10 protein-coding genes are annotated in these 16,427 nt (G+C 47.5%); 8 read left to right on the top strand and 2 right to left on the bottom strand.

Going from position 1 to position 16,427, the window contains the following annotated elements:
- Positions 1-3: 3 nt before the first annotated feature.
- Both AC4PHM_RS07865 and AC4PHM_RS07860 read right to left on the bottom strand, forming a co-directional pair.
- Positions 4-915: a DMT family transporter gene (locus AC4PHM_RS07865; protein WP_492020331.1), complete on the bottom strand. Its 912-nt coding sequence runs from the start codon at positions 913-915 to the stop codon at positions 4-6.
- A 191-nt stretch (positions 916-1,106) separates the two neighbouring features.
- Entirely contained in the window at positions 1,107-2,282 is a 1,176-nt protein-coding gene (locus tag AC4PHM_RS07860) for an O-antigen ligase family protein (RefSeq protein WP_492020330.1), read from the bottom strand.
- Between the two features lie 288 nt (positions 2,283-2,570).
- On the opposite strand from AC4PHM_RS07860, the gene AC4PHM_RS07855 reads away from it, so the two are divergent.
- From AC4PHM_RS07855 to AC4PHM_RS07820, 8 genes are all read left to right on the top strand, one after another.
- A complete protein-coding gene (locus AC4PHM_RS07855; RefSeq protein ID WP_492020329.1) occupies positions 2,571-3,296 on the top strand; it encodes an alpha/beta hydrolase in 726 nt (241 codons plus the stop codon).
- A gap of 98 nt (positions 3,297-3,394) precedes the next feature.
- Positions 3,395-4,651 (top strand): ATP-binding protein, encoded by a 1,257-nt coding sequence (locus tag AC4PHM_RS07850; RefSeq protein ID WP_492020328.1) that lies wholly within the window; start codon positions 3,395-3,397, stop codon positions 4,649-4,651.
- 3 nt (positions 4,652-4,654) lie between these two features.
- Positions 4,655-5,584 (top strand): response regulator, encoded by a 930-nt coding sequence (locus AC4PHM_RS07845; RefSeq protein ID WP_492020327.1) that lies wholly within the window; start codon positions 4,655-4,657, stop codon positions 5,582-5,584.
- Between the two features lie 237 nt (positions 5,585-5,821).
- The gene (locus tag AC4PHM_RS07840) at positions 5,822-8,623 is read left to right on the top strand and encodes a sensor domain-containing protein (RefSeq protein ID WP_492020326.1); all 2,802 of its coding nucleotides are present in this window, start codon (positions 5,822-5,824) and stop codon (positions 8,621-8,623) included.
- A 199-nt stretch (positions 8,624-8,822) separates the two neighbouring features.
- Complete coding sequence (locus tag AC4PHM_RS07835) at positions 8,823-11,936, top strand: HD domain-containing phosphohydrolase (protein WP_492020325.1); 3,114 nt, start codon at positions 8,823-8,825, stop codon at positions 11,934-11,936.
- Between the two features lie 407 nt (positions 11,937-12,343).
- Positions 12,344-13,720: a flagellin N-terminal helical domain-containing protein gene (locus AC4PHM_RS07830; RefSeq protein WP_492020324.1), complete on the top strand. Its 1,377-nt coding sequence runs from the start codon at positions 12,344-12,346 to the stop codon at positions 13,718-13,720.
- A 231-nt stretch (positions 13,721-13,951) separates the two neighbouring features.
- Positions 13,952-15,394, top strand: a complete 1,443-nt coding sequence (locus AC4PHM_RS07825) for a diguanylate cyclase domain-containing protein (RefSeq protein WP_492020323.1) — start codon at positions 13,952-13,954, stop codon at positions 15,392-15,394.
- Positions 15,395-15,584: 190 nt separating this feature from the next.
- Positions 15,585-16,091: a hypothetical protein gene (locus tag AC4PHM_RS07820; RefSeq protein ID WP_492020322.1), complete on the top strand. Its 507-nt coding sequence runs from the start codon at positions 15,585-15,587 to the stop codon at positions 16,089-16,091.
- Positions 16,092-16,427: the final 336 nt, after the last annotated feature.

Here is a 16,427-nt window from a genome sequence, read left to right as displayed (position 1 = left end):
TGGTCACTGCCCAAACACCATCACCGCTACGCCGGTAACGGTCAACACAGCACCGAAGACTTCACGGAAGCTGACGCGTTCTTTGTAGAGGAAGATGGAAAACGGAATGACCATGATGGGCACCAGCGCCATGATGGTAGATGCAATGGCGGCTTTTGTCATCTGGACGGCGATCAACGAAAAGGAAACGCCCATGAAAGGCCCAAAGAACGCGCCCATTGTGATGAAGCCCATTGCTCCGGGATTCTTCAGCGCGACTTTCGCTTCTGACCAGCGGTTGCCAATGGCGTAGAGGACCAGGAAGCCCGCAAGACCAGCCATCAGACGAATCTGTGTTGCGGCAAGGGGACTGTAATCCGCGCCCATGCCCAGTTTGCTGAGAATAAGCCCGGAGGCCTGTCCAAAAGCCCCTATAAACGCATAAAGCAGCCCTCTGAGGGGCAGTGAAGTCAGCTTCTTTGCCTCCTGGTCTTCGCGACCTTTGCTCCTTAAAAAAACGACCAGCGCAATCCCCAGAAGGGTGATCAGCATGCCCAGAAAGCTCAGAAGCGTCAGCTTTTCACCAAAGATGACGAAGCCCATCAGTGCCGCGAAGATTGGGGAGCTGGCCATAATGACCATTGCGACCCGTACGCCAATCAAGAGGTAAGATTGGAAGAGGAACAGGTCCCCTAAAACGAAGCCAATCAGCCCGGAGATGGAGAGCCAAAGCCAGGTCGTGGGTGTTGCGTCCATCGGGATCAGCGTCCCTCGGGTTATGTAGTTGAAGACCGTCATCATCAGCAGGGCGATAATCAACCTCAGTAAATTGACGGCAAAAGATCCAACGCGCTTGCCGGCCTGCTCAAAGCTGATACCGGTCAGGGTCCAGCAAATGGCCGTCGCGAAGGCGGCGGATTCACCCAGAAAATTCATGTTGACGTGCTCCTTTAATAGAAGAATTGGCTGTATTAGCATCCTCTACCATTATAGAAATGATTTAGGGATTTGCCTACAACTTTTTTTGACGATGATTGAAGAAAGTGTGGAAGCAGGCATCAAAGGGCTGTAACCCTGGATTCCTGCTTCCACACTTTTTTTGTTTGGCTCACTCAATTGGCTATGGATCACTTGATTAATTTGGTAGGATGGCCGGCAATTTGCCATCTGAGGTCTTCTTTCAGATTGGCCATGGATTCCGGATCCACACTGTAATAGAATTCATGCTCAAGGGCCAGGGCACTCATGATGCCAACTATACTGAAGAACAGCATGCCGCCTTGAGGTGTCATGATGGTAAAGTCGAACAGGCTGTGGCCCAGCATAAGCATCAGCAGACCCGTCAGGAGCGGCGCGAGACGATTGCCGGCTTTTTTCAGGACGAAAGCCAGATGCAGGCTGTGGGACAGAATGATCGAGGAGACAATCAAACCGCCTACCCCCAGCATCACCGTCACGGAAAGCCAGAGATTGTGGGCGTGAATCTCGCCGGTCTGTCTGAAAAATCCGAGGAGACCCCAGCCAAAGACAGGCTTGAACTGTATCAGGTTAATAGCTTCAAGCCATAGAGCGGATCTCGAGTTGGTCAAATGGTTGACTTCGGGCATGATCAGCGCCAGGATCAGAAGGCCCGCAGAGGAAAGCAAGGCACTGAGACGCCCCAGCCGGCTGCCGCTGAAGAGGCCGTAGGCGATCAGGCCGAGCTCCAGGCCCAGTACAGCGCCTTTTGAGCCGGTGAGCAGCGTCGCAAGCAGATACAATAGACTGCCGGTTATGTAGGTCTTTCTCTTTTCGCCAGTGGAATGGCTGATCCAGAAAAGCCCAATCAGGAACAGTGCGGCGAACCAGTCGCCGGCAACGTTTGGATTGCCAAAAGTACTGTAGATTCTATAGGCGGTTCGCGTCGGTATATAGGTTGGGCTCCAAAAAATTTCAGAAATAAAAGTCAAGTCCATGAAAAAGGACAGAAACTTCTCCGCCAGTCCGAGGCCCGCCGCGATCAATCCCAGCCGCCATACTTTTTCCAGCAGCGCTTCAACCTGATGGGTACGTGTCACGGTGTTCTGCAGAAAAATGGTCCAACCCAGGTAAATCAAGATGCCGAAGGACACCAGAATTTCCCTGAGGGAATGGTTGTAGATCCCAGTCAGCAGCGCCCAGTTAAAGAGAAGAATTATGCCGATGGTCATAGGCGTCAGCCAAATCGTCATTTTCTTCCGGTAAGCAGCCATGGCCGCGCCAATGGCCGGGATCCAGGCTGTAAAAGGTGAAAATAATATAAGTGCAATCCAAGAACGGTCCATTTTAGTTGTCTCCTGTCGATTGAATTCCCTTCAAGATTCTAGCACATCTGCGGGCTGAATCAAGTGGCATAGCCAAATTGTAATCAGTTGACGAGGCAATCTGAAAAAATGATAAACGGAAGCTGGTGTCTGACACCGACTTCCAAAACGGAAGCTGGTGTCAGACACCGACTTCAATTCGGCAATATCACTATGTCAATTTCTGATCTGCAGATTCTGTCATGATGAATTTCGAAGGGAATGTGGTAAGATGGTAACAGCTGAACAAAACAAAAGGAGCGGTACGGTATGACATACAAAAGTGCATCACCTCACAACGCGCCGGCCTTCCTACTCCTTCACGGCTTTGGCGGCGGCCCCTGGGAAGTTGAACCCTTGGCGGAAGCTCTCAGAGCAAAAGGCGGTCTGGCTGCAGTGCCGACCCTACGCGGTTTATCCGGAAGCAGTCGAAGAGAGATGGGACATCACTCCCATGAGGATTGGATCCATGCCGCAGAGCAAGCCTACAAGGCTCTAAGAAGACAAACAGACAACATTGTCCTGGCGGGTTTTTCCACGGGAGGGCTGATCGCGGTGCATCTCGCTTTGAAATATCAACCAGCAGCACTTATTTTCATGAGCGTCCCCGTGAGACATTGGGATCTGAAGCGGGTGATGACCAATTTGGCGGAAGACTTTAAACACAAACGCGCTGACCATTTGCGCTATTATATGAAAAGCGCCGTCAAATTCCCGTTGAGAGCCCTGTTTGAATTTAAGCGCATTCAAATCCGGACGAAATCCAGGTTCGGTCAGCTGAGTTGCCCATGTCTCATTTTACAGGGTCTGGATGACGACACCGTCCACTGGAAAAGTGCAGAACGGATAAAAACCGGTATTCACAGCCAAAATCCCAAACCAGAAGTGACGCTTGAATATTTCGAACCAGCCGGCCATGTCTTGCTCCACGGTCCAGCCAGCCGTCAAGTCATCCTGCGAATATTGAAGTTCCTTCAGGATTCGTGTATTTTGTAAATAACAGTAGTCATAGATCTGAGTAACGGAAAAATCTGCTGCCTCTAAGATGAAGAATAATGCATAAGCAAAATTAAAAGCCAAAGGAGGAACCTGCCGTGAGCCCGAGCCGAAAACCAAAGCTCAGAACCTATCTCTTGTTAATGGCGGTCGTTGCCCTCTTTGGCCAAATCTATTTCTACCCGTTTCAGTCTACCTTCAGGTTTTCTGCGGGTGTTTTGGCGCTAAGTCTGATTCTTCTCATACGTGAGGATATTTCTGAAATAGGCACAGCGGCTGTATCCGCTGGCGCCATTGTCGTGCTCAGAACCGCCATAAGGCTATATTTGACAGAGCTGCCGTTAGTGGATTTAGTCGCAGAAAACCTGCCGGCGGGGGTGTACTACCTTTCTTTTGGCGTTTTGGCAAAGGTACTCCGCCTGAGGTCCAGAAAAGAGCAGCCGTTTGTGACAATGGCAACCCTGGCTGTGGTGGACATTACCTGTAATCTCATAGAATCCATGCTTGGCGGAACGAATTTTTTGAATCTGAGTGTGCTGATCGTGACCATCGGCATAGCACGCAGTATTTTGGCTTATTTTGTCTATTTTCTGTACCGAAGCCAGGAGCTGCTGATCATGAAGCGGGAGCACCAGAAGCGTTACGCTCAGCTGAACGCGGTCATGGCCAACATTCAGGCGGAGTTGTTCTATCTGAAGAAGTCTATGGGAGAGATCGAAAGCGTCATGAGCCGCAGTCACGGCTTGTACGAGGCCCACAAGGACAATCCCGACGTGAGGGACGAAGCGCTGACCATTGCCCGGGACGTGCACGAGATCAAGAAGGATTATTACCGCGTGCTGAAGGGCTTTGAGAGCCTTGTCAAGAATTTTGAGAAGGACGGGGCCATGAGTCTGAAGGACATTGCGTCCATTATTGAGATCAACGCCCAGCGGATTCTGGAGGAGATGGGGAGTGCCATCACCTTCAGGCTTGAGGTGGGGAACTCAATCCAGGTTAAGCCCTACCACAGTGTGTTCACCATCCTCAACAACCTGATCGTGAACGCCATGGATGCCTGCGGCAAGGAAGGTGACATCATGGTGACCCTGGACGTCGACGCTGAAGCTGAGGTGGCGCGTTTTGTCGTGAGGGACACCGGTGAGGGCATTGAGGACTACTTGCTGCCGGTGCTTTTTACGCCGGGTTTCACGACGAAATATAACGAAGAGACTGGGGCGGCCTCTACGGGCATTGGGCTTTCCCATGTGAAAAATTTGCTGGATGCCCTGGGCGGGCGCATTGACATTGAAACAGAAGTGGGCAAGGGCACCGCATTCACTCTGACGATCCCACGTCAGGCACTGGAGGAATAAGTCATGTCGCATTCGAAAAACGAGATGTTTTCAGGGATGGGCGCTCAGAACCAGGCGCCTCATACCTTTATGATCATTGACGACGATCCCAGCGTTCGGGTGATGCTGCGGCAGATCATCGAAAAAAACCAGCTGGGCAGGGTCGTGGCGGACCTGTCCTCCGGCACCCACGCCGCGGAGGAGATTGCCTTCTATCACCCGGACATGGTCCTGATCGACTATCTGCTCCCGGGTGTGGATGGTGTCGCCGTGATGGAGGCCGCGCTGCGGCAGGGCTATAAGGGCAAGTTCATAATGATTTCTCAAGTGGAAGATGAGCCGATGGTTTCAAAAGCCTACACCGCCGGCATAGTGTTCTTCATAGGCAAACCTGTCAACCGGATCGAGGTGATCAACGTCATCCGGGGCGTGGCTCACAACCTCGAGCTCGAGCGCTCCATGTCGCTGATTCAGAATGCCCTTCAGTTTGTGGGGCGCACCCAGCCTCAGGTAGCTGCGCAGCCACAGGATGCGAATGCGAGGCTTACCGCCATTTATTCAGACCTCGGCATTGTAGGGGACAGCGGCTGCAAGGACTTGACCCGGCTGATCCTGCGGATCAGCCAGTCCTCGGCGGCTGGAACCTATCAGCTTCAGGAAGTCTATAAAGAGATTGCGGAAGCGGAGTTGGGAACGGGTCTTGAGGGCAGCGCAGTCAACACCCGGGCAGTAGAGCAGCGGATTCGCAGGACCATTCAGAAGGCCTTGGCCAATTTGGCGGCGCTGGGTCAGGAGGATCCTTACAATGCCAAGTTTACGGAATATGGCACCCTTCTCTTTGATTTCCCTCAGGTCAGACAGGAAATGAAATATCTCGATGGACTGACCAAGGAGCGGGGGAAGGTCAGCATCAAGAAGTTTGTGGAAGGGGTTATTTCGAAGCTTGGGGGATAGCCGGGAAGATCAAAAAATGACCAGACATAGTCGCGGCGCGGCTATGTCTGGTCATTTTCTTTATTGATCTACTTAACATTTCCAATTTTACTTCGATATAACACTAGTAAGGCTAATCTAGTGATAGACAAACTTCGACAAAGTGTGAACAGTATTATCAAAACTATAAAAATATAAAAATATTTTTATATAATAACCATAATAAAAGCTTTCCAATAACGAACTGAGGTGACCTGCGTGGAACAGTCTTCAACAACACAGTATGATTACCATATTGGTTTTTGCGAACTCATTGATTTATTTCCGAGCGGCCTCTACGTCATCAGGGATGAAGTCATCATAGACTGCAACCAAACCGCCCTCGAGATGTTCGGCTTCAGCGACAAATCGGAGATCCTCGGAAAGAAACCCTACGAGCTGTCACCTGAGCTTCAACATGACGGATCACCCTCTGTCACGTTAGGAAAGCGACTGGTTGAAAATGCTCTACTCAGCAGCGGGCACAGCTCCTTCCACTGGATCCACAGGCGTAAAAATAATGAAGATTTTCTCTCTTCCATAAATTTGTATAACATCAAAGGCATCCTGTTTGCGGTGATCACCGATCTCCATGAAATTGATCATCTGAAAAAACAGATCAAGTACAAGGACGACATGTACCGCCTCATGTTTGAAAACCACAACAGCGCCATGCTGATCATAGACCCGGAAACAGGCAAGATTCTGGAATCCAACGCCGCGGCCAGCAGTTTTTATGGGTATGGTGATCAAGAGCTTTCTAACCTGTATATACAAAATATCAACATTTTGAGTGATCTCGAAATCAAGGAGGAAATGAGCAAAGCCAAGTCTGAAAAGCGCAATTATTTTCTTTTTACGCATAAGCTGGCAAGCGGTGCGTTAAAAGAGGTTGAAGTTCATAGTTTTCCTATCGCGACTGAAAATGGCAAGCTTCTCTTTTCCATAGTCCACGATATTTCCGAAAAAGTCGAGCAGCGCTTAATGTTCGATACCTTGTTCAACGACTCTCCCTATGCAGTGGTCATCTTAGGTAAAGACAAGTTGTTTTTGAACACGAACAGAAGCTTTTGTGAGATGTTTCAGTATTCGCCGGAAGAGGTCATTCGCGCTTCAGCAGAGGCGTTATTGTCACCGGATGGTAAAAAAGGACAAATTGAAGAGCATATCAATCACGTCTTCAACGGCAACATTATCAAAACAGAAGGTACGAGACGAAGGAAGGATGGCACTCTCATTGATGTGGAAATCTTCTGCTATCCCATCCTGAGCCATAAAAGTGTCATTGGTGCTTATTTAATTTATATTGATATCTCAGAGAGAAAAAACCAGGAGCGACAGCTGAAAGTCTTCAAAAAAGTGCTGGAATCCAGCTCTGAGGGCTTTGTCATCACGGATCCTCAGACCCGCATTCAGTGGTGCAATACCGCCTTCAGCAATATTACCGGTTATGGGTTCGATGAGGTTCGAAATCAAAAAATAAATTTTCGTCGATCTGAAGTCCATGATGCTGCCTTCTACGAAATATTTTGGGAAGCGCTCAATCATGGCGGAAAGTGGACGGGTGAAATTTGGAACAAGAACAAGCATGGGGACGTTTATCCGGAATGGCTCAGAGTGGAACATCTTCTGGATCATAGCGGTGAGATCGCCCATTATGTAGGCGCTTTCAGAGATATGTCAGAGAAGGTCAAGCAGGATCAGTTCATTGCAGACCTTGAACAGAAGGACCTATTGACGGGTCTTTACAATCAGCGTTATTTTTTGAAATTTGTAGAGTCCCTGATTTCAAAGAGCAGTGGAGATCAGAATCGATTTGCCATTGCTTACATGCACCTCAACCGGTTCAAGGAAATCAATGATTCCCTTGGCAGGGACATAGGTGACGAGATCCTCGTGCAAACTACTGACCGCATCAAGCAGGTGCTGGGAGAACGGGCACTGTTTTCCAGATTCTACGAAGAACAGTTTGTTCTACTTCTCGAGAATTTTCGCGATAAAGAGGCCTTGGATCATGTCTGCAGCTCAATTAAGACTGCCGTAGATGAACCTTTGAAAATCCAAAATCTTCAGCTCTACGTTTCCTCTCGCCTTGGGATAGCCCTTTACCCGGAGCATGGCACAGACGGTGAAACCTTGATCAGAAATGCAGATCTCGCCATGCACAAGGCGAAACTGGCGTCGAAATATCACGGGTGTGTCTGCTTTACAGAAAGTATGGCGACTGAAATTCATGAGCGGTTCTCCATGACGAACGATCTGGTGCTGGCCGCCAGCAGAGAGGAGCTCTTTTTGGAGTATCAGCCTATTGTGCATCTTGGGACGAAGGAGACCATCGGCCTGGAAGCCTTGATCAGGTGGCGGCATCCAAAGCTTGGCCTTCTGTCGCCTGTCAAGTTTATCCCAATCGCAGAGCAGACTGGCTTGATCATTGAGATTGGACTTTGGGTCGCAGAGGAAGTGTGCAGTCAGCTCAAAGCGTGGCACCGCAGTGGCTTCACGCCTGTGCCGGTTTCCATCAACGTGTCGGCCATACAGCTGGAACAGCTGGATTTTGCGGACCGGATCGCCAGGATCGTTCAGGACAGCGGCGTAGAATCGAGCCTGATCAAACTCGAAATCACTGAAAGCGTCAGTCTCGGAGATGTGGAGGTCGTTCTTGGCAACCTGGCGAAACTGAAATCCCGCGGCTTTGAGATTTCCCTGGACGATTTTGGGACGGGCTACTCTTCCTTCAGCAGCATTGAAGAGCTTCGGGTTGACCTGATCAAAATTGACAGGAGCTTTATCATGATGCTGGACCGCGACGCGAAGAACGTAGGCATGATCAACTCTGCCCTGATCCTCGGGCGCTCCTTTGGGCTGAAAACCGTGGCTGAAGGGATTGAGACGGAGGCTCAGCTGGCTATTCTTCAAGGCCTGAAGTGCGACTTTGGTCAGGGGTATTTTTTCAGCAGGCCGGTGTCGCCAAAGTGTGTTCAAACCTATTTGAAGCGCCGGATGGGTGAGTTGGTACAATAATCTCAACAGTAAATGAAATGTACTGTATTTTGACTTCCCCGCTTGGGACACAGCGGCAGAATTTGTTGGATAGCGTCTTGGTGGCTGTCTATAAGGATTTTGCCGATGGTCACTCAAGTGGGGTTGTTTCACGTTTGAACTTATTACATTTAAAGACTTGATTGAACTTTAATGGAAAAATTGGAAAAGGGGCTATACCATGCAGGCAGATCTACAGTCAAACCACAATCGAAAACGCACTATGCCCATAAGAACACTCATCATACTTGCTTACGCAGTCAGCGCTCTGATTGGGATCTTATCAGCCGGGGCGGTCATCTTAACAAACTGGAAAAGTTCCATTGATTCAACCGTTGTGGAGATGGCGAATGAAACCAATAGGGATATTATCGAGGAAATAGAAACTTTCATTCAGGTACCCAAGCATATGGTGGAGGTCAACCTGGGACTGCTTGAGCAGGGCATCATTGACATGGAGGAGCCTGTTCTCAGAGAAAAGTTCTTCGTCAATGCATTGGGCAGTCATGAAGGAGATGCAGTCTACAGCTTCAGCTTTGGGTCGGTGACCGGGGACTACTATGGTGCCAGACGAAGTGAGGATGGCGCGATTCAGATCATGAGAAATAATGCTTCAACGGACGGTCATTCCTGGTATTACGCGGTCAACGACGACTTAACGGCAGGGGATCTGATGGTGGAGGCTGGAAAGTTTGACGCGAGGACTCGGGCATGGTATATAGCGGCAGCGGAGACTGGGGCGCTGGCATATTCCGGCATTTACAAACATTTTGTCCTGAATGATTTGACGATTTCGGCTGCGGCGCCGCTCTACGATCAGACGGGAAAGCTGCAGGGGGTCTTGGGGGCACACACGAAACTGGAGTCGACCAACGCGGCGCTGCGTGAAATTACTAGCGGAAAAAACGCGTTATCCGTGATCGTGGAAAAAGATACTGGCTATTTGGTTGCTAATGGTTTAGGCAAGAACAATTACACGCTGGACGCGGAGGGGAAATTTCAAAGACTTTCGATTAAAGACTTTGACAATCCGTTGATGCTGCAGGCTTACGAGCATTTTATGCGCAGCGGGGAAACGTCGATGATCAATGATCAGGAAAGTGAGCGTCACTTCACTGAAATTGCAGAGTTTAAGCAAAGCGGCATTCGCTGGCTGGTGATTACCTCTGTACCGGAGGGGGTTCTCGCGGCAGGCTACCAAAAGAGCTTTGAGGCGTCGATCTTACTTAGCCTTCTCATCCTCTTGATGTTTGTACTATTCTTTTTAAAGCTCTCACAAAAATTATTCGGACCTATTACCTCTTTGCTGGAGACCCAGGAAAGGTTTTCAGCGGGCGATTTAACCCAAAGAGCACCTATTTTCAGAAATGACGAGGTGGGAAAACTTGCCGCCTCATTCAATAAAATGGCGGAGATTATTAATTCTCAAGTTTATGGTTTGGAGCGTGAGGTCGCTGCGCGAACAGAAGACCTTCGCGAGCGCAACGCAGCCCTTGAGGAGCATAAAGACCGGCTCAAACTGATCCTAGACTCTACTGTGGAAGCGATCTGCGGACTCGATACCCAGGGGCGCTGTACGTTTATCAATGACAGTGGGGTTCAGATGCTGGGTTATGACAGTCCTGCGGAGCTTGTGGGCAGACATTTGCATCAAGCCATCCATCACAGCATGCGGGATGGTTCTATCATACTGGACGAAGAATGCAAGATTTACCAGGCTTCCACAAAAGGCGTAGGCGCCCACGTGACGGATGAGGTTTTTTGGAGAAAAGACGGTACCTTCTTTGATGTGGAGTATCATTCCTATCCGCAGATATTTGAGGGCGTCGTTGTCGGCACCGTGGTCACCTTCATGGACAACACCGAGAGAAAGAAAATGCAGCAGATGATTTACAATGAAAAGGAGCAGTTTAAAACCACTTTGTTGTCAGTTGGTGACGGCGTCATCTCAACAGATCATCATGGCAGAATTCAGGTCATGAATCCCATTGCGGAAGCACTGACAGGCTGGACCCAGGAGGAGGCCTTCGGGAAGCCCTTTGAAGAGGTGTTCCATATCATCAATGAGTTCACCAGGGAGCGCTGCGAAAATCCGGTGGCGCGAGTGCTGGAGATCGGTGAAATCATTGAGCTGGCGAACCATACCATCCTGATTGCGAAGGATGGCAGAGAAGTTGCCATTGAAGACAGCGCTGCACCAATTCGCAGCGATAACGGCTTCATTACCGGTGTGGTCATAGCGTTCAGGGACTTTACGGATAAAAAAGAAAGGATCCAGGAGATTGAATATTTGAGCTTCCACGATCACCTCACCGGACTCTACAACCGCAGATACATTGAGGATGCGTTAACGCGCATGGACACGGAGCGCAATCTGCCATTTTCTGTTTTGACCATAGATGTCAACGGACTTAAACTGACAAATGATGCCTTCGGTCATAAGATGGGGGACCGGCTGCTGGTTCAGGTGTCACGGCTGCTTAAAAGCGTGTGCAGGGAAGATGATCTGGTTGGACGCATGGGCGGTGATGAGTTCGCGATCCTTCTGCCAAAGACAACGGAACTTCAGGCTGAGCGGATCAAGAAGCGGATTCTGGATGCGGCAGCAGGCACCAAGCTGGACTCGGTTATAGTCTCTGTGGCGATTGGCCAGGCGACCAAAGTTGATGCTGAAAAGGATATGAGTGATATTTTGACTCAGGCAGACAACAATATGTATAAGGAAAAGCTAAAATTTGGCAAGCTGATGCGGAGCCAGACTATTGAGACGGTCCTGAAGAATATCAACATGAAATATGATCAGGAGCAGATTCATACAAAGAGAGTGTCCCAATACTGTGAGGCCATCGCTCGGGCTATGGCGCTGAGTGAGAAGGACGTTCAGGACATCAAGACCGCCGGGGTGCTGCATGATATTGGAAAGATCATGATTTTGCCTGAGCTTTTAAACAAGCCTGGGCGATTGACGGAAGAGGAGTTTGAGATCATCAAGCGCCATCCGGAGACGAGCTACCAGATTCTGAAGTCTGTGGATGAGTATGCCGGCGTGGCCGAGGATGTGCTTTACCATCATGAGCGAATGGATGGGAAGGGCTATCCTGAGGGCTTGGTCGGGGAAGAGATCCCGCTGAATTCAAGGATTATTGCCGTGGCGGATGCCTTTGAGGCTATGACGGCGAAGCGGCCGTATCACAAGCCCAAGACGAAGGAAGAGGCTGTGGCGGAGCTGAAGCGGTGTGCGAGGACGCAGTTTGATCCAGAGGTTGTGGAGGTTTTTGTGGGGAGGGTGTTGTAGGGGTTTAGTAAGTGATGTAGGGACGTGTGTTGGAGAAAGTGGATTGGGTTGTTTACAATGGAAGTCGTAAGCTGCATAAAGTTTGTGACGAGAAGGTAAAGAATTTTTGAGGCTACATTGTGTCAGTGAGTTGCTGGCGTGGTGTGGTCTTTTTTTTGTGGGATAGGGTCGAGTGGCTAACTGAAAAAAGATGAAGGGAAAAGAGAAATAGAAAAATGCAAAAAAAAATCAAAAATAGTTTAGTGAGGCTATTAACGAAATGCTAATTGAACCGATTAATACAACATGAGGATGAAAAAAGCATCCGAAACAGCGGACTGAGATGATCATAGGTTGGCTGGAGTCAAAATCTGCGAAAATGGATGTTCGCGGGTTAATAAAACCACTTTCAGGGAGGAAAAAGGAACATGAGGATTAACCACAATATCGCAGCAATGAACACGTACTCTAGATTGTCTAGTGCACAAAGCGCGCAAGCAAAGTCGCTCGAGAAACTTTCGTCAGGACTTAGAATCAACAAAGCTGGAGACGACGCAGCAGGTCTTGCAATCTCTGAGAAGATGAGAGGGCAGATTGGTGGTTTGAATCAGGCGGTTAGAAATGCGCAGGATAGTATCTCATTAATTCAAACTGCAGAAGGGGCACTGAGTGAAACTCATTCAATTCTGAATAGAATGAGAGAGCTTGCTGTACAATCAGCAAATGATACAAATACTGCTGCAGATAGATCACAAATGCAGAAGGAAATTGATCAACTTACATCAGAAATTGATAGAATATCAACTACAACTGAATTTAATACAAAAAAATTACTTAATGGCGACGCTGGTAACAAAGTTAATTATGCAAGTAATGCGAACGTCTCGTCAGCAAAAGTTACCGGTGAAAATGTTGCGTCAGGAAATTATGCGGTTGTTACTACAACAGCAGCTCAACAAGCAACTATTACAGGTGCAGCATTTAATGACGCTGCCGTAACTGCAGGATTAGGTACCAATGGGTCTGTTGAAGTGAATGGAAATACTATTAACTTTACAATTGTAACTGGTGATGCTGCCGCTACTTCCACAAATTTTAAAACTGCACTTAATAACGCATCAATCGGGCTCACAGCAACAGGAGACGAAAGCGGATTAACATTAACAACAAATGAGTTTGGTTTGGAAGAAACAATAACAATATCAGCCAATGATTTAACAGCTGCGATGGGCCTAACAACAAATAATTCAACGGATGCAACGGATTCGGGTGTAAATGTTGAAGGTACAATTAACGGTTTAGTTGCAGATGGTAGCGGCACTAATTTGAGCGCTGCAGGATTATCTGTAACTTTAACTAACAGCGCGGCATCAGCAGTTGCGGGAGCGAAAGGAACTGTTTCTGTTACTAATAGTGCATTAACGACTCAAATTGGTGCTAATAAAAATCAATCAATGACAATTAGTATCAATGCAATGAGCACAACAGACTTGGGTATAAATAACTTGGATTTGGAATCTCAAGGTGGCGCTGAAAGCGCAATTTCATTGATTGATAATGCAACGGCAACTGTATCAACTGAAAGAGCTAAACTTGGAGCCTATCAAAATCGCCTTGACCATACTATAAACAACCTTACTGCAACTTCAGAGAATCTAACTGCCGCTGAATCTCGTATTCGAGACGTCGACATGGCTAAAGAAATGATGTCTTTCACCAAGAACAACATTCTTAACCAGGCTGCAACAGCGATGTTGGCTCAAGCAAATCAAATGCCACAAGGCGTTCTCCAGCTTCTCGGCTAAGCATAATTTGACTCCCCCGTACCAGGCACGTTTTTCGGAACGGTGACGAAAAATAAAGTTGAAAAGTTTGCAAATACTTGTTTTCGTCAAAAAAACTTCAGATTCTTCACGGACGGAGGCAGGTACAGGACGAAGAAGTTGTGAAATTAATTTACAATTTACGATGCAAAAGCAGGGATCAATCTTCATCAACATGAGGGCTGATCCCTGTTTTAAAATGTGTTTGGTGGTTTGGAAAGTGACCATCGGCGGAGATTTGACTCATTTAATCACTTTAACTCTCAAGGAGCGCATACAGTGTTAACTAAAAAAAGATTAAACTTTTTCTCTTTAATGATAATTTTAGTACCAGTCTTGATTTATAATTTGAATCAATTTAGCACTGAACTTATTATGAAACCGGATTTGCACTTTTATTATGTGATTTTCAGTTCGGGAATCGCGTTACTGGTAGGGGTTGCCTCTTATCTGGAGTATAAGAAAAGCAAGGTGGAAAAGATATTTTACCTGTCGATTGGCTTTATTGGCGTAGGTGTATTTTACACCTTTCACGCGTTGGTTACGCCCAAAATGACCATTATGCAGCCGTTTGAGTTTGCCAGTGCGGTCATCAATATAAATGTCTTTGTGTTGTTTGGAGACTTGAGCAGAATTTGGCTCGCGTCAATGATGTTTATGCCGGATCATCTGTTTGGGAAGAAGAAAGAAATCAAAAAATGGTTTAATGGCTATATGTTGCTCATACTTCTGATTCTATTGTCAGTGCTGAGTTATAAAGGGCTGATGAATCCGGAAATCTTTCCGGTATTCAAAAATGATGACCTGACAGACACAAATTTCGCAATCCTTACAAAAGTGGCCACTTTGCTGTTTTTAGGCATCAATGCCTTGAAATATTACTATTCCTATAAAGCAAAGCAGAATATTACGATCCTCTCATTCATCATAGGCCTGTGTCTCATAATGGAAACCGTCATCATCTTCATGATTTCCAAGCCATGGAGTGCAAATTGGTGGCTGGCACACAACCTGTTTTTGATGAGTTACATAGTCATAGGTTTAGGCGTTTTGTACAGTTATTTTAGCAAAGAAAAGTACGAGTACTTTGACGTGCTTGGTCAAATCAATAATTACACAAAATTGCTGGAAGAGAAAAATATGAAGCTAAATCAACTTGCCAACTACGACGCTCTTACAGGTTTGTCAAATAGAAGCAGATTCATTCATGAAACGGAAGCCTATATCCATAATGCAAGTGCAGAAAACACCGTTTTTGCACTTATGTTCATTGATCTTGACTATTTCAAATCCATCAATGATAAATATGGGCACCAAATTGGTGATGAGGTGTTGAAAATTGTTGCCGCCAAAATCAGCAATCAGATCAAATCGAGTGACCTGGCAGCAAGAATTGGCGGGGATGAATTTTTGGTGTTGTTGAAAGAGGTCAATCGGGTTCAAATTGGTGAGATCTCAGAGCGGCTCGTTGAACGCTTATCAGAGCCTATCGTGATAAATGAGTATAGATGTCAAGTTGGTGCAAGTATTGGGATCAGTATTTTTCCGGATAACGGGCGTACCATTGATGAGCTTATTTCGGTAAGTGACGAAGCAATGTATAAAGTGAAGAAAGAAGGCAGGAATAATTATTTGATTCTCGCAGTGTCAGATTGAATTGAAAATGACTATCGGCAAAGATTTAAGGCTTTAAAGGCCAAGATTCAGCGACTTGATCTCATGGTGACGGATACTGTCACCTAGATTAGTCTTAAGCGGCTTTTTTATCCAGGCGCGAAGTGGGTATAATAATAATAGCTCGAACAGGATCGCGGGCTTTGAGAAACCTGAAGGAAGGTATGAAGCCATGAAAAGAGGTCTAATGATCCTTTTGCTGCTCACAATGGCCTGTCTGGCGCCCGGGTGCGTCAGGGAAGCTGAGCAGGAGCCGGAACTTCCGAATCCTGTCAAGGAGTCGACGTCGGAGGAGATCCTCGAGACGCTGGGCATCACGTTTAATCTCCCGAGTGACGCGGAGGAGGTGGCGTACCATATCATCGACATGGAAGAGGGGAGTCCGGTCGCTGAAGCGGTGTTTACACAAGGTGTGACGGAAGTGACATATAGAATTCGTCCATTGGCCCAGTTTGAAGATATTTCGGGCATGTATTACGACTGGAAGACAGTAACGCCTGTTGAAGTGAGCTACTGCAGCGGCGAGGTGCGATTTATCGAAGGCGAGCAGGGCATCTGCCTGTGGTATGACACGGTGCCGGGTCTGATGTACTCAATTGCTGTGGAGAACGGCGCGACCGGGGACATGCTCCATGAGCTGGCAAATGAGCTGTATGTGCCGGCAAAAGATGTTCCGTGATAAAGTCGCCTCTGTACCTGGAACGTCTTTCGGGATGGTGACGTCAAATAAATTTGAAAAGTCTGCAAATACTTTGATTGCGTAAAAAACAACTTCAACATCTTCACAGATGGGGGCGATAGGCGCCAGCCGCAGGTACGGGATAGAGAAGTTGTGAAATTGATTTACAATTCAGGATGCAAAAATAGGGATCAATCCTCACCAACACGAGGGCTGATCCCTGTTTTATTTTTGGCACATTGAAGTGATCAGTCATCAGTGGCAATGCTAAAAGCTCAGAAGCCGATAGTCATTTGTATCAAACGGCAGAATGTATGTTGCGATAGAAAATATATA

It is taken from the genome of Acidaminobacter sp. QWL-03 (assembly GCF_058683855.1).
Note: the sequence above shows the minus strand (reverse complement) of the source record. Positions and strands in the feature narration are given on the sequence as shown.

Excerpts from the sequence above, each read along its gene's own strand:
- AC4PHM_RS07865 (WP_492020331.1), bottom strand. The coding sequence starts at position 915 with ATGAATTTTCTGGGTGAATCCGCCGCCTTCGCGACGGCCATTTGCTGG.
- AC4PHM_RS07860 (WP_492020330.1), bottom strand. The coding sequence starts at position 2,282 with ATGGACCGTTCTTGGATTGCACTTATATTATTTTCACCTTTTACAGCC.
- AC4PHM_RS07855 (WP_492020329.1), top strand. The coding sequence starts at position 2,571 with ATGACATACAAAAGTGCATCACCTCACAACGCGCCGGCCTTCCTACTC.
- AC4PHM_RS07845 (WP_492020327.1), top strand. The coding sequence starts at position 4,655 with ATGTCGCATTCGAAAAACGAGATGTTTTCAGGGATGGGCGCTCAGAAC.
- AC4PHM_RS07835 (WP_492020325.1), top strand. The coding sequence starts at position 8,823 with ATGCAGGCAGATCTACAGTCAAACCACAATCGAAAACGCACTATGCCC.
- AC4PHM_RS07830 (WP_492020324.1), top strand. The coding sequence starts at position 12,344 with ATGAGGATTAACCACAATATCGCAGCAATGAACACGTACTCTAGATTG.
- AC4PHM_RS07820 (WP_492020322.1), top strand. The coding sequence starts at position 15,585 with ATGAAAAGAGGTCTAATGATCCTTTTGCTGCTCACAATGGCCTGTCTG.